Genomic DNA, 13,240 nt, shown 5'->3' with positions numbered 1-13,240 from the left:
CTGATCTTCCCCGGTTGCCCAAGAAGAATGGCGAAAATGACTGGACACAATATCGCATATGCCGAAACCGCTTCGTCCCTGATACACTCTCGCTTCCGTCTCTTTGGAGGTATTTGTTTTGGCGGCACCGCAAGGCTTTCAGCCCTTCGTCCCGGCGAATGAGTCGCGCCCGGAGTTCACCGTCCGCGCCATTCTGCTCGGATGTGTCTTCGGTGTCTTGTTTGGAGCCGTGACGGTATATGTCGGTCTGCGCGCCGGTCTCACCGTTGCCGCCTCCATACCGATTTCGGTCCTTTCCATCAGCGTGCTGCGCGCGCTTGGGAAAGCCTCCATCCTTGAAAACAACATCGTGCAGACGACCGGGAACGCCGGCCAATCTATCGCCGCCGGAGTCATCTTCACCCTGCCCGCGCTCATCTTCTTGGGTTTCGATCTCGAATACGTGCGCATCTTCATGCTGGCGCTTCTAGGCGGATGGCTGGGCGTGCTCTTCATGATCCCACTTCGCCGCCAGCTCATCGTGGAAGAACACGGCAACCTCACGTATCCCGAAGGGACTGCCTGCGCCGATGTGCTCATTGCAGGCGAGCGCGGCGGGTCCTTTGCCAGCCGCGTCTTCTTCGGCCTCGGCTTCGGCGCCCTCTATACGCTCTTCCAGAATGAAAACCTGCTTGGCGCATGGCCCGGCACACCCAACTATGAACCGAAATGGCTGCCCGGCTCCGCCGTACGCGCCGATGCCACGCCGGAATATCTCGGCGTCGGCTACATCATCGGGCCGCGCATCGCGGGTACACTCTTCGCAGGCGGCATTATCAGCTGGCTCGTCATCATGCCCGCCATTCAATTTTTCGGCTCGCATCTCAATGCTCCTATCTATCCCGGAACAGTGCCGATCGCGCAGATGTCTCCCAGCGATCTCTGGCGTATCTATATCCGTCCCATGGGGGCGGGAGCGGTCGCAGCCTCCGGACTGATCACGCTGCTGCGCACGATGCCCACCATCATCGGAGCGCTGCGCGCAGGCGTAAAGACCATCGGCAAAAACGTTTCCGGTGACTCCACATCGCGCACCGAACGAGATATTCCGATGAATATCGTCCTGCTGGGCAGCGGTCTGCTCGTACTGATGATCTTTCTCTTCCTCACTTTCAAGCCCATCCCCGGCGCGCAAACCGGATGGTTCGCGAACCTGGCCGCCGCATTGCTGGTCATGGTCTTCGGCTTTCTATTTGTAACTGTTAGCAGCCGCATCTGCGGGCTCATCGGCAGCTCTGCGAATCCGGTCAGCGGCATGACCATTGCGACGCTCATGGCCGTCGCCGCCATCTTTCTGGTCAGCGGCTGGACGGCCCCTGCCTTCGGCGCGCTCGCCATCAGCATCGGCGGTATCGTCTGCATCGCATCGTCGAATGCAGGCGATACGTCCCAGGATCTGAAAACCGGCTTCCTCATCGGCGCTACGCCATGGAAGCAGCAGGTGGCTGTCATGGTCGGCGTTGTCGTGTCGGTTTTTTCCATCGGCATCACGCTCAACGCCATGAACAAGGGCCTCGAGCAGTTCACGCCGATGAAGCAGCCCATCGCCTTCAACATCGCCGCGCCGCCTGATGGAGTACAGGTGCAGCAGCAACACTTCTCTCGTCAGCGCTTTCTGCTCACCGCGCCCGACAACTCCACCTCGTTCGTCGAAGGGAGTCAGTATGTACTGCTCAATTCGCTCGGATCAACTACACTCCCCGACGGTAAATACCTCTTCAATCCACAAAGCGGCAAAATCGAGATCCAGTGGATGCAGGGCATCGGCAGCGAAAAGGCCGCTGCGCCGCAGGGCCGCTTAATGGCGACCGTCATCAATGGCATTCTCACGCGCAAACTGCCGTGGGGACTGGTCTTCCTCGGCGTTTTTCTCGTCATCGCCGTAGAAGTACTGGGCGTGCGCTCGCTCTCTTTCGCTGTTGGCGCTTATCTCTCCATCGGCACCACGCTCGCCATGTTCTGCGGAGGCATCGTGCGCTGGATGGTCGACCGCGCCGTCGCCAAGGCCGGAGGCGGCGAAGAGGATACCAGCAGCGAAATCTCTCCCGGCTCTCTCTACGCCAGCGGATTGATCGCCGCAGGCGGCGTAATGGGCCTCATGGGCGTCGCACTCAAACTGTACGAGTCGGCGACAGGAAACGAAGTGCGTCTCTGGTTTCCCGCAGGCAGTGCCATCTACAATCTCCTGCAGCATCAGGCCATCTCCATCGTCGCCTTCGCTCTGCTGGCCTTTTCACTCTATTACTTCGCCCGCAAGCCATTGAATAATAAGTAAACCGCGCAAAGTCAGGACTCTGCATCCAAGCTGCTGGAGGGTTTGAAATGCTTGGAAGCAAGTTTCGTTTTACGGCAGGTGCAGCGGTTCTTGTATTAGTAGCAGCGTCATCCGGCTGCAAGAGCAATACCGCACCGGACACCTCGAATTACAAAGCAGCAATCAACACCTACTATGCGGCGCATCCCAGCTGCGTGTGGCAGAGCCCAGTCAAATTTCCGGCGCAGGCCGATACTTCCAACGATCAGCAGACCAAAGGCTTTGACGCGCTCACCGATGCCGGTCTTCTGACGCGCGCCGCACAGGAGAAGAAGCGTTTCCTCATCGGCTCGAAGCAAGTGAATAACTATGACATCTCTGACACGGGTCGCAGCACCTGGACTCCCGATCAGACACAACCCGGTTATGGCAACTTCTGCTACGGACATCGTGAAGTAACGTCGATTGACAGTGTCACGCCGGGCGCAAACCAGAACGGATCCAATACCGCCACGGTGAATTATCACTATGATCTGACCGGTGTTCCCGACTGGGCAAAATCGCAGGAGATGCAGACGGCATTCCCCAACGTGCAGACCGATATGGCTATGCCAAAGACGGCGACCGCCAATCTGATACAGACGCAGGCAGGCTGGCAGCTCTCAGCAAATTAAGCTGACATTCGCGATGCCGATTTGACGCGGGCTTGACGCCCGCCGTCGTCGGCGTCGCGTAAACTCAGCCTCATGCAGGAAGGACGCCCCAGCCGCACCGCGTTCGGAGTTGCCAAAAGGCGCGCCACTCATCAGCTTCTCGATCAGCCGCCGTTGGTGCTCGACGATCCCATCGCTGTCCCGATTCTTGGTCCGCAAACGGAAGCAGGCATTCTCGCAGAAAGGGAAAAGCACGCCCATCCCTTCGCCATCGCCATGCGCGCGTTTATGGTAGCTCGCAGCCGCTGCGCAGAGGATCATTTGCGCGCAGCCATCCCAAGCGGTGTCAAGCAATATGTGGTTCTCGGAGCAGGTCTCGATACCTTCGCGTACCGCAATCCATTTCCCGAAAACGAGCTTCGCGTCTTCGAAGTCGATCACCCGGCAACACAACAGTGGAAGCGTGAGCTGCTGGCGAATGCCGCCATCCCTATTCCGGCCACGCTGACTTTCGTTCCGGTGGATTTTGAAAAGCAGACCCTCACCAGCGGCCTTGCAGATACCTCATTCGACTTTCAGCAGCCGACGTTTTTCTCCTGGCTCGGAGTCACGCCGTACCTTACGCTCGAAGCCTTTCGCGCCACCATCCACGCAATCGCCCGCATGCCGGCAGACAGCGGCGTGACCTTTGAATATACGGTTCCTGTCTCAATGCTGAATGAGCGTGAAAGGGCAGCCTTCGATTTCATCGCCAGTCGCGTAGAGAAGGTCGGAGAGCCTTTTCAGTTGTTCTTTACGCCGCAGGAAATGGACAGCGAGCTGCAAAGCCAGGGCTTTCAGGACATTGAGGAATTGGCCACGCCCGATATCAACGCCCGCTACTTCGCCGGGCGGAGCGACGGCTTGCGTCTCTACGGTGGCCCGGCGCGGCTTATCACTGCGTGGCTTCGGTAGCCACAACAGTAACTAGCCTCCACAGGCTTTCTCCATACAATAAGCTTTTATGCCAAAACTTCGCGTAGGCGTTCTCTTTGGTGGCCGTAGCGGCGAGCATGAAGTCTCGCTGCTTTCAGCCGCTTCGGTTCTCAAGGCTATCGACAGGAAAAAGTACGAAGTCATACCCATCGGCATCACGAAAGGAGGCCACTGGGTGACGTCCTCTCATGCCGAACGCCTGCTCTCTGGTGAGGCGGCGCCCAGCACTCTTCGCGCAGGCGATCCCGCAGCCACCGCGCCCGCCGCTGTGCTGGCCAGAGGTGAATCCGTCATCGTGCCGCCCGTGCCTGCGAAGAATAAGACCGGGTCGCTGGTGCCATTCGAGACGCAAGGGAATCCAGCGCACCACGCCCTCAATCTCGACGTCGTATTTCCCGTCCTGCACGGAACCTTCGGTGAAGACGGCACGATTCAAGGCCTCTTCGAGCTGGCAGGCATCGCCTATGTTGGCTCAGGTGTCCTCGGCTCCGCCACCGGCATGGACAAGGACGTTATGAAACGCCTCTTCGCCTCGGCAAAACTGCCCATCACGAAGCACGTCACATTCCTACGCAACGAGTGGGTCAAAAGTCCGAAGAAGATCGTCACCCGCGTCGAAGCTGCGCTTAAATACCCCGTCTTCGTAAAGCCTGCGAATCTCGGCTCCTCGGTCGGCATCAGCAAGGCGCATGACCGCAAAGAGCTTTCACCCGCCATTGAACTGGCAGCCAGCTTCGACCGCAAGATCGTCATCGAACAGGGAGTTGGCGGCAAGCGTGGCAAGGCACGCGAGCTCGAAGTCGCCGTCCTCGGCAATGATAGTCCGTCAGCTTCGGTCGTCGGCGAAGTCGTGCCCATCAAAGAGTTTTACGATTACGAAGCCAAGTATCTGAGCGAAGGTTCTGACCTCATTATTCCGGCCAGGCTCACGCGCCAACAGACGAAGCAGGTGCAGCAGATGGCCATCGAAGCCTTCAAAGCCTGCGACTGCTCCGGCCTCGCGCGGGTCGATTTCCTGTTAGACCCCGGCAAATCCGCCCGCATCTACCTGAACGAAATCAACACCCTGCCCGGCTTCACTTCCATCAGCATGTATCCCAAGCTCTGGGCCGCCTCCGGCGTGGCCTATCCCGATCTGATCGACCGCCTGATCCAGCTCGCGCTCGAACGCCAAACCGAAAAGGACCGCACCAGCTATTCGCGCTGATGCGGGAGAAAAAGGGCCGTCATTCTGAGCCGAAGGCGAAAAATCTCAAGCCATGCTAAGCGTGGATTCTTGGTCTTCGGCTCGCGGTAGAAGCACCGGGCTTTAGCTATGCTCCTCTTATACGCTGAGGAAACTTAGCCGGCCTTTCCGGTGTCTGTTACAAATAGGAGGCTCACGTCTCCCTCATCTGAAAGGAGTAGCATCTGCTTATGACCCTGCTCGATGCGCCTAAATATAACGCCAGCCGTGCCCGCGTCATTCGCAACTCCATCATTGCCGGCGTCATTGCCATCGTGGTCATCGCAGCTTCCACGTGGTGGTTCTGGAACTGGCCCGAGGAGCATCGCGTCAACAACTTCCTTTCAACCGTCGAGGCAAAGGATTTCAACAAGGCTTACGCCCTCTGGAACAACGATCCCGACTGGCAGCAGCATCCTGACCGCTATAAACTCTACGATTTCAACCAGTTTCAAAAAGACTGGGGACCGTCCAGCGATTACGGCGTCATCCGCAGCCATCAGATCTCCATCTCCAAAACCGTGGGCAACGGTGTCGTGATGGGCGTGAACATCAACGGCGGCAAAACCCCGCTCTTCCTGCGCGTGGATCACAAGACAAAACAGATCGGATTCTCCCCGATGGAGCTCTACGTCGGCCCATAAAAAAATTCGTCGCAGAGCTGCGACCTTCCTTTCCATGAATCATCTTTTTTCTGTAACAGAAAGGTGATTCATGGAAAGACGTCTGGACTATCAGAAAGCATTTCCCGAAGGCTACCAAGCCATGTTGCATCTTGAGGCCATCATTCGCCGCAGTGGCCTTGAGCAGTCACTCTATGAACTGGTAAAGCTCCGCGCCTCGCAGCTCAATGGCTGCGCCTACTGCCTCGATATGCATAGCAAAGACGCCCGCGCCAACGGCGAAACCGGGCAGCGCATCTACGCACTCTCCGCCTGGCGCGAAGCTCCGTTCTTCACCGACCGTGAGCGCGCCGCGTTGGCCTGGACTGAAGCCATCACCAACATCCAGCAGGGCCACGCTTCTGAAGAAGCCTACGCCGAAGCGCGTCTGCAGTTCAGTGAAGAGGAGCTGGTCAAGCTTACCTACGCCATTACGCAGATCAACAGCTGGAACCGCATCGCCATCGCCTTCCGCCCGGAGGTTGGCAGCTACCAGCCGCAGGCGGCTTCATTAGCAGCGAAGGGCTGAAATCTGCCTGACATGCGGATGAGCGAGCCAATGCGAATACCCATAAAATAGGCCCATGGAAATCAAACGCATCGGCTCGCAGCCATCCAGCATAGGGCCGGCAGACTGGTTTACCGGCACCGTCCGCATTGACCCGCTCTTTCAAGCTCCCGACCCCGCATTGGTAGGTGGTGCCAGCGTTACATTTGAGCCAGGAGCTCGTACCGCCTGGCATACGCATCCCCTCGGGCAGACATTGATAGTCACCGCAGGCTGCGGATGGGCTCAGCGGGAAGGCGGCCCGATCGAGGAAGTTCACCCCGGAGATGTGGTCTGGTTCGCGCCGGGCGAGAAGCATTGGCACGGCGCTACCCCAAGCACCGCCATGACTCACATCTCAATTCAGGAGCGGTTAGAGGGCAAAGTCGTGGACTGGATGGAGCACGTCAGCGACGAACAGTACGAACTGTGAGCGATCATCGCGACGCGCATCGACTATACGCGGCCCGCATCAAAAGCGTATAGTCGGTAATTGGGTTCGGGTGGCATCCCGCAAGGGAGCCGCACTGGAGACAATCATGAGTGTGACAAATTTCTGTAGCGCAGACGCGCAAAATGCCTCGGCGCCTCGCGCCAAAGTAACCTTCCAGACACTTCAAGAGAAAAAGCAGCACGGCCAGCCGATTACGGCGCTGACTGCCTACGACTACTCCACCGCGCGGCTGGTAGATGAAGCCGGAATCGACCTCATCCTCGTCGGCGATTCGCTCGCGCAAGTCGTTCTCGGCTATGACACCACGCTTCCCGTCACCGTAGACGAAATGCTGCACCACACGCGCGCCGTGCGCCGCGCCGTCAAGCGCGCCATCGTTGCAGCCGACATGCCTTACGGCTCGTATCACGTCAGCGTGCAGGAAGGCGTAGCCAACGCCGCCCGCTTTATGAAAGAAGCTGGCGCGGAGGCAGTCAAGATCGAAGGCGGCCGCAACCGTGCCGAACTAGTCGAGCGCCTGACGGACGCCGAAATTCCCGTCATCGGCCATCTCGGCCTCACGCCGCAGTCCGTACACCGCATGGGCGGCTACAAGGTGCAGGGCAAATCGATGGCCGCAGCCGACACGCTCCTCCACGACGCGCTTGCCCTCGAATCTGCCGGAGCCGTTGCCATTGTGCTCGAAGGCATGCCCCGCGAAGTCGCGCATCACGTAACCGCGAAGCTCAACGTTCCCACCATCGGCATCGGCGCTGGCCCCGATTGCGATGGCCAGATTCTCGTCTTCCACGATCTCGTGAATCTCAGCTTTTCGAAGCCCGCCAAATTCGTCCGCCAGTACGGCGACGCTGCAGGGCTCTTCCGCACAGCCATCGAAGGCTATCTGCAGGATGTCGAAAAGCGCGAATTTCCTAACGAAAGCGAAAGCTACCATCTGACCAAAGAAACACGCGCAGCGCTGGAATCCGCATCGCCGCTGCGCCGCAAAGCATAACCGCCATGCTCATCTTCAAAACCGTTCGCGAGGCGCAGTCTGCCTGCGCCCAGTTGCGCGGCGAAGGCCGCATCCTTGGCCTCGTGCCGACGATGGGAGCGCTGCACGAAGGCCATCTTTCGCTGGTGCGGGCAGCCCGTGCCGAGTGCGATGTCGTGGCTGTTTCCATTTTCGTAAACCCAACGCAATTTGGCCCTAACGAGGACTTCAGTAAATATCCCCGAACCTTCGACGAAGACTGCGCACTGCTCAAACGCGAAGGCGTGCACATGATCTTCGCACCGATGGTCGAAGAGATGTATCCGGCGGGTGCCACAACCTTTGTCAACGTCGAGGGGGTGAGCGAAAGGCTCGATGGCGCCTCGCGGCCGGGCCATTTCCGCGGCGTCACCACCGTCGTCAGCAAACTCTTCCATATCGCCGTGCCGCACAAAGCGTATTTCGGGCAAAAAGACGCGGCCCAGGTCGCGGTGCTGAGCAAGATGGTGCGCGATCTGAATTTTCCATTGCAGATGGTCGTCTGCCCCATCGTGCGCGAAGCTGATGGGTTGGCGATGAGCTCACGCAACCGCTATCTGTCAGCCAGAGAACGCCAACAGGCGCTGACGCTATCGCGAGCGCTGGGCAAGGTAAAAGATGCCGCATCAGCGGGTGAGAGTTCGGCGGAAAAGCTGATCGAGACCGCCCGCGGCGTCTTCGCCGAAGAACCGGAAGTCCGCATCGATTACGTCGCCCTGGTCAATCCCGAAACGCTCGAAGATATCTCTGACACGCGCAACGGCGCGCTGGCAGCGGTCGCCGCATTCGTAGGCAACACGCGCCTGATCGATAACCTGTTGCTGTAACAGCAGACTGGAAAAGAGAAGCCTGGGTGCCCCATCCTTTGCGAAGCAAAGGGTGGGATCAGGATGTAAGAAATCAAGCTACTGCGGCTTCTGCATCGGCATGGCGCCCGGCGCGGGCCCATGTTCCTCCGGCTTCGGCACAAACTGCGCAGGCATCTGGCTGCCGCGATGGCAAGTCCCGCAGGTCACCGTCTTGTCCGCGGGCTTTGCATCCGGATCGTTGATCTGCGTCATGAATTTTGTATTGATCTCCCGAGTCATGGCGATCATGGTGCGGGCGAACTTTTTGTCTTCTTTCGTGTCGGCAGCGAAGTTCGCCTTGTGCGTCTTCTCATCGACTTCGTGGCAGAAGTTGCAGTGCACGCCCAGCGCCTGCGAGTAGCCGCGCATCGTCTTGATCAGATCATCCGGCGAGATATCTTTCGGCAGCACCTTCAGGTTGGTCGGTTTCGGCAACGGCATATGATGCTGCTGCTCCCCGGCAGGAGCAGCAGTTCCCTGTGGCGCGTCTTGTCCTGCGAGGGGAAAGCTGGCGTAAAAGAGGGAAGCTGCAACGATAGCCAGAAACTTGGCTTGTTTCATTCAAAAAAACTCCGTGGACGGAATGCAAAGCAGGTGCTGCCAAGTATACGAATGAATCGTTGAAATCGTTACTTATTTCCGGAAACAAATTTGTTGCCTTCGATGATGTAACGTGCCTGTAAGTCTGCCGCATGGCGAATCCCGATGCGCGGTGTCACCTGAATGCCGCCCACACGATACCCATCATCCTCAATACGCAGGCACGACGAAGCATCCGTTACATCGAGGCCATTATGCGCGGCCCGGGTAATATCGAGCGCCTGGCAAAGCCGCCCCGGGCCGGAAGTAAGCAGCTTCGGCTTCGCCCCCGGCGGCAGCTTCCGCAGCTGCGCCATCGTCTCCAGACCCTCCAATGGCTCAAGCGCACGGATCAGAATGCAGCCCGCCAGTCCATCCGGCTCGCAGGACACGTTGAGGCAGTAATACATCCCGTAAATGAAATAGACATACGCCACGCCCGGCGGTCCAAACAGCACCGCATTGCGCTGCGTGCGGCCTACGTAGGCGTGTGCCGCCGGATCTTGGATGCCGAAATATGCTTCCACTTCCACAATGCGCCCGGTCAGCCGCTGGCCGTCGCGTTCGCGGACAATCACCTTGCCCAGCAGCGCACGTCCCACGATGTCGGGCGCGTGTTCGTAGAAGGTTTGTGGCAGGACAATGGATTTCATAATGTCATGAGATTTTTCTAAAAGCCGTCATTCTGGCCCTGAGGAACGAAGAGGAAGAATCCAGCAGATGTATCGTGCAACACAGGTGCTTCAGGTTTCCATTAAACGACTGTCCTCACTATTTCAGCCCTTTGATCGTCTCCAGAACCTCTTCCGCGTGGCCTTCCGGCTTCACTTTCGGAAAAATCTTCAGCAACGTCTGATCCGGTCCGATCAAAAAGGTTGTCCGCTCAATCCCCATCACTTTCTTGCCGTACATGTTCTTTTCCTTCAGCACGCCAAACTGTTTGCACACTTTTTCGTCTACATCTGCAAGGAGCGGATACGGGAGGTCGAACTTTGCCTTGAACTTCGCCTGCGCCTTCGGAGTGTCACGCGAGATGCCGAGCACCACTGTCCCGGCCTTCTGGATTTTCTTGAAGACATCGCGGAAGCCGCAGGCCTCGATCGTGCAGCCCGGAGTATCTGCCCGAGGGTAAAAAAAGAGCACGACCGGCGTTCCGGCGTAATCTGAAAGATGAACGGTATTCTCCTGGTCATCCTGGAGCGTAAAATCTGCCACTTTATCGTGAACTTCCATGAATGGGTCCTTCCGCAAACGTAGAGATATGGGTCAACCTGATTCTTCCCTAAAGAGCGAGTGTATGTCATCACAGCCATCACGGATAATCAGGTCCGTTGTCGTGCTGCTAGCGCTCGTCGCCACAGCATTCAGCGCGCACGCGCAGTATCCGGGCCACATCCGAAAAGACGCTGACACCGGTCCCACCCTGCGTGCCAGCGCAGTCTTCGAGTGGACCGGCGATTTCGCCAAACCAACGGCTGGTCGTCTCATTCCTCTTGCCGTCTGGGATGGCGAGCAGTTCCAGCCCGGCGGCCTCTACCTTGCCCAGCCTGCGCCGCTCGCCGTTCTCACCGGAACCGTATACGAGCTTGAAAAAGACGGCCTCTCTCGCGGATTGTTCAACGTCAGCAGCGCCGAAAACCTTGGCGGCTCCTGGATCGGCATCGGCTCCGTCAAGCCTGAGCTTGCCCCCATCGCCAAAGCCCGCGCCCCCATGTCGAAGCACCCGCCGCAGGTGGTCAAAGAGTCCGGAACCGGAACCAGCACCGACTCCGACCGCCCAACCCTGCACCGTAAGGACACGGGAACCAGCAGCACCAGTTCCACTTCCAGCGGCACATCATCTACGAGCGCCAGCACGCCGCCACCTGCCGACCCGGATCACCCAACCCTGCACCGCCGCGACTCGAGCGGCAGCAGTTCCACCTCATCTACCAGCGACAGTTCCGGCACCGATCAAAGCACCTCGAACAGCGATCCGGATCGCCCCACCCTGCATCGAAAGGATTCCGACAACGCGCAGAGCACGACCAGCGTCGATCCCGACCGCCCAACCCTGCACAAGCGTACGGACAGCACCGCCAATCCGACCGGAGCGCCTGTGACATCGACCGCCAATGTCGACCCTGACCGCCCCATGCTTCGTCACGGCAAGCCGGAAGCTCCGGTAGGTATCGTCGAGCCCTCGAAGCTCGAAGGCGTACCCGCGGACATGAACCAGATGGTCGCGATCTCCGACGCAAAGCCGACTGAGCCACATCCCTACGCCTACAGCTGGTCCGACCCTGACGATCAGGCGAAGATGAAATTGGCCATGGAAAAGCTGGCGCAGGAAACCTTGGCAGGCACGCCGCCCCCTGCCTCAACGACTGCGGCCAAGCCACCGGCGAAAACCACCACCACGCGTCGCAAAACTGCAGCCAAGCCCAAGCCGCAGCTGCCATTGCTTGAGGACCAAAAGTTCAACGCCTTCGAGCTCTCTTACAGCGGTGGCGCAACCCTCGTCTTCACCGCGAGAACGGATGCCGCCGTCGGATCAGCAAAATACGTGACGCTTATCGCCCAGCCCGATTTTTACGGAGTGCCGCAGGTGATCTTCAAGCAGGTCACCAGCGACGAGCGCCTCGATATCATCCCGCGCATGCGCCTGGTCGATGCCGCCGACACCGACGCCGACCGCCGCGCCGAGCTGATCTTCGAGCTACGCAGCAAAACGGGCAGGGAATTCGCCATCTATCGAGTAGTGAATAGCCACGTCGAGCAGGCTTTCAACACAGGCCCGCTGCCTTAGGCCAAGTTGTAAGATCGATCGCATGTTTGGGAATTCTTCAAAATCGACCGCTCTCATCGGCGCGGCTCTCTTCGGCTGTGCCATTGCAGCAACCGCTATCGGTGCCCTGGCCATTGGCGCGCTCGCCATCGGTGCCCTCGGCATCAACCATCTCGGCATGGGAACTGCGCGCATCGAGGAGCTCAGTATCGGCAAGCTCACCGTCGACGAACTTACGGTGAAGCGCCGCAACGAAGAGCCTCAATAAGAAGCTCTCCGTCAAGAGGCGCTGCTGCTCAGCTCGTCGAGACGCTCCCAGACTTTATGACTGAATGAATGCGAGCAGATCAGCGTTAATCACGTCAGCATGCGTGGTCGGCATTCCATGCGGCAAGCCGGGATAGGATTTCAGCGTGCCGTGCTTCAAAAGCTTCCATGATCTAGCTCCGGTAGTAGGGAAGGGGCAAATCTGATCGTCCTCGCCATGCATCACCAGGACCGGGACGTCGATCGCCTTGAGATCATCAAAGAACTCGGATTCCGAGAGAGCCTTAATGCAGTCATACTGGGCCTTGATGCCACCCATCATGCCCTGGCGCCACCAGTTCTCTTGAATTCCCTCAGAGACAACCGCCCCCGGACGATTGAAGCCGTAAAACGGAATCGTAATGTCTTTATAGAACTGCGAACGATGATTCGCTGTGCCGTCGCGGAGGCTGTCCACGATTTCCTTGGGAACGCCGTCGGGGTTCTTCTCTGACTTCATGAAGGTCGGCGGAATCGAGCTGATGAGGACTGCCTTTTTGACCCGGCCTTTACCGTATTTTGCGACATAACGGGTCACCTCGCCGCCGCCGGTCGAGTGTCCGATGTGAATGGCATCCTTGAGATCGAGGAATTCGACAAGCTCCGCCGCGTCAGCGGCATAGGTATCCATGTCGTTGCCGGTCGCCGTCTGCGTGGAACGGCCGTGGCCGCGGCGATCGTGGGCGATCACGCGGTAGCCGCGCTCCAGAAAAAACATCATCTGGGCATCCCAGTCATCGGCCGAGAGAGGCCATCCATGATGAAAGAAAAGCGTTTGGCCTGTGCCCCAATCTTTGTAGAAAATTTCGGTGCCGTCTTTCACTGTAAAGCTAGGCATTGGAATATTTTTCCTTTCGGTGAGTTCAGTATCGTGACACGCGACGGGTCGTCTGCCTATATAAATAGTCGGCGTCCGTCC

At 58.4% G+C, this 13,240-nt stretch carries 15 protein-coding genes; 11 read left to right on the top strand and 4 right to left on the bottom strand.

Going from position 1 to position 13,240, the window contains the following annotated elements:
- Positions 1-118 precede the first annotated feature (118 nt).
- From GSQ86_RS07200 to panC, 9 genes are all read left to right on the top strand, one after another.
- Entirely contained in the window at positions 119-2,314 is a 2,196-nt protein-coding gene (locus GSQ86_RS07200) for an OPT family oligopeptide transporter (RefSeq protein WP_158749289.1), read from the top strand.
- A 47-nt stretch (positions 2,315-2,361) separates the two neighbouring features.
- Complete coding sequence (locus GSQ86_RS07195; protein WP_158749288.1) at positions 2,362-2,967, top strand: hypothetical protein; 606 nt, start codon at positions 2,362-2,364, stop codon at positions 2,965-2,967.
- A 72-nt stretch (positions 2,968-3,039) separates the two neighbouring features.
- Positions 3,040-3,900 (top strand): class I SAM-dependent methyltransferase, encoded by an 861-nt coding sequence (locus GSQ86_RS07190; protein WP_158749287.1) that lies wholly within the window; start codon positions 3,040-3,042, stop codon positions 3,898-3,900.
- Between the two features lie 49 nt (positions 3,901-3,949).
- On the top strand, positions 3,950-5,128 hold the full coding sequence (locus GSQ86_RS07185) for a D-alanine--D-alanine ligase family protein (protein WP_158749286.1): 1,179 nt from the start codon (positions 3,950-3,952) through the stop codon (positions 5,126-5,128).
- A gap of 209 nt (positions 5,129-5,337) precedes the next feature.
- Complete coding sequence (locus GSQ86_RS07180; RefSeq protein WP_158749285.1) at positions 5,338-5,790, top strand: hypothetical protein; 453 nt, start codon at positions 5,338-5,340, stop codon at positions 5,788-5,790.
- A gap of 70 nt (positions 5,791-5,860) precedes the next feature.
- Positions 5,861-6,337, top strand: a complete 477-nt coding sequence (locus GSQ86_RS07175) for a carboxymuconolactone decarboxylase family protein (protein ID WP_158749284.1) — start codon at positions 5,861-5,863, stop codon at positions 6,335-6,337.
- A gap of 55 nt (positions 6,338-6,392) precedes the next feature.
- The gene (locus GSQ86_RS07170) at positions 6,393-6,788 is read left to right on the top strand and encodes a cupin domain-containing protein (RefSeq protein ID WP_158749283.1); all 396 of its coding nucleotides are present in this window, start codon (positions 6,393-6,395) and stop codon (positions 6,786-6,788) included.
- Positions 6,789-6,894: 106 nt separating this feature from the next.
- The gene (gene panB, locus GSQ86_RS07165) at positions 6,895-7,803 is read left to right on the top strand and encodes a 3-methyl-2-oxobutanoate hydroxymethyltransferase (protein WP_158749282.1); all 909 of its coding nucleotides are present in this window, start codon (positions 6,895-6,897) and stop codon (positions 7,801-7,803) included.
- A 5-nt stretch (positions 7,804-7,808) separates the two neighbouring features.
- Entirely contained in the window at positions 7,809-8,648 is an 840-nt protein-coding gene (gene panC / locus GSQ86_RS07160) for a pantoate--beta-alanine ligase (RefSeq protein WP_158749281.1), read from the top strand.
- A gap of 78 nt (positions 8,649-8,726) precedes the next feature.
- Here panC and GSQ86_RS07155 read toward each other — a convergent pair whose 3' ends face one another.
- From GSQ86_RS07155 to bcp, 3 genes are all read right to left on the bottom strand, one after another.
- The gene (locus tag GSQ86_RS07155; protein WP_158749280.1) at positions 8,727-9,230 is read right to left on the bottom strand and encodes a c-type cytochrome; all 504 of its coding nucleotides are present in this window, start codon (positions 9,228-9,230) and stop codon (positions 8,727-8,729) included.
- 68 nt (positions 9,231-9,298) lie between these two features.
- Positions 9,299-9,901, bottom strand: coding sequence for a DNA-3-methyladenine glycosylase (locus tag GSQ86_RS07150; protein ID WP_158749279.1), 603 nt, complete (start codon positions 9,899-9,901; stop codon positions 9,299-9,301).
- Between the two features lie 118 nt (positions 9,902-10,019).
- Entirely contained in the window at positions 10,020-10,481 is a 462-nt protein-coding gene (bcp, locus tag GSQ86_RS07145) for a thioredoxin-dependent thiol peroxidase (protein WP_158749278.1), read from the bottom strand.
- Between the two features lie 103 nt (positions 10,482-10,584).
- Between bcp and GSQ86_RS07140 the strand changes: the two genes are divergently transcribed.
- Together GSQ86_RS07140 and GSQ86_RS07135 are read left to right on the top strand one after the other, a co-directional pair.
- Positions 10,585-12,036, top strand: coding sequence for a hypothetical protein (locus GSQ86_RS07140; RefSeq protein ID WP_158749277.1), 1,452 nt, complete (start codon positions 10,585-10,587; stop codon positions 12,034-12,036).
- A 22-nt stretch (positions 12,037-12,058) separates the two neighbouring features.
- Entirely contained in the window at positions 12,059-12,283 is a 225-nt protein-coding gene (locus tag GSQ86_RS07135; RefSeq protein ID WP_158749276.1) for a peptide ABC transporter substrate-binding protein, read from the top strand.
- A gap of 54 nt (positions 12,284-12,337) precedes the next feature.
- On the opposite strand, the gene GSQ86_RS07130 is transcribed toward GSQ86_RS07135, so the two are convergent.
- On the bottom strand, positions 12,338-13,159 hold the full coding sequence (locus GSQ86_RS07130; protein ID WP_158749275.1) for an alpha/beta fold hydrolase: 822 nt from the start codon (positions 13,157-13,159) through the stop codon (positions 12,338-12,340).
- Between the last annotated feature and the right edge of the window lie 81 nt (positions 13,160-13,240).

Origin of the sequence: Acidobacterium sp. S8 (assembly GCF_009765985.1) — a bacterium.
Lineage (GTDB): Bacteria > Acidobacteriota > Terriglobia > Terriglobales > Acidobacteriaceae > Alloacidobacterium.
Note: the sequence above shows the minus strand (reverse complement) of the source record. Positions and strands in the feature narration are given on the sequence as shown.